Origin of the sequence: Streptomyces sp. BE20 (assembly GCF_036322525.1) — a bacterium.
Lineage (GTDB): Bacteria > Actinomycetota > Actinomycetes > Streptomycetales > Streptomycetaceae > Kitasatospora.
Genome location: NZ_JAQYWW010001149.1, coordinates 1 through 751, shown reverse-complemented (window position 1 = coordinate 751; position 751 = coordinate 1). Strand labels below are relative to the sequence as shown.

Sequence of the window (751 nt, the reverse complement as noted above, 5' to 3'; positions counted from 1 at the left end):
GCCGAAGAGTCTGCACATCGACGCGCCGAGTTCGAAGGTGGACTGGGAGTCGGGTGCGGTCGCGCTGTTGACGGAGGAGCGGGAGTGGCCGGAGGTGGACCGGCCGCGCCGGGCCGCCGTGTCGTCCTTCGGCGTGAGCGGAACCAACGCCCACGTCATCCTCGAACAGGCCCCTGCCGAGGACGCGCCGCAGTCCTCCGACGAGCCGTCGGCCCAGCAGCCCGACGAGCAGTCCGCCGTCTCCCCGTCGGCCGGTCGTGCCTCGAACGACGTACTGCCGGGTGCCGCCCTGCCGTTGGTCCTGTCGGCCGCCACCGAGCCCGGGTTGCACGCCCAGGCCGACGGCTGGGGCCGGTTCCTCGCCGAACGGCCCGACGCCGACCTGGCGCAGACCGCCCGGACCCTCCTCACCGCGCGTGCCGCGCTGGAGCAGCGGACGGTGGTGGTGGCCGCCGACCGGGAGGCCGTCCTGACGGCGCTGGGCGCGGCAGCGCGCGCGGAGGAGGCGACGGGTGTCGTCTCCGGCCGTGCGGAGGTGGCGGGCCGGTCGGTGTTCGTGTTCCCGGGTCAGGGTTCGCAGTGGGTGGGGATGGGCCGGCGGTTGCTGGCGGAGTCTCCGGTGTTCGCGCGGGTTCTGGCGGAGGTGGAGGGTGCGCTGAAGCCTTATGTGGACTGGTCGTTGGTGGATGTGGTGAATCAGGTGCCGGGTGCCGCCTCGCTGGAGCGGGTGGATGTGGTGCAGCCGGTGTCG

At 73.5% G+C, this 751-nt stretch carries 1 protein-coding gene; it reads left to right on the top strand.

Going from position 1 to position 751, the window contains the following annotated elements:
• Positions 1 to 37: 37 nt before the first annotated feature.
• Positions 38 to 751 (top strand): acyltransferase domain-containing protein (locus PUR61_RS36575; RefSeq protein WP_329883876.1); only part of this gene is annotated, 714 nt, incomplete at its 3' end.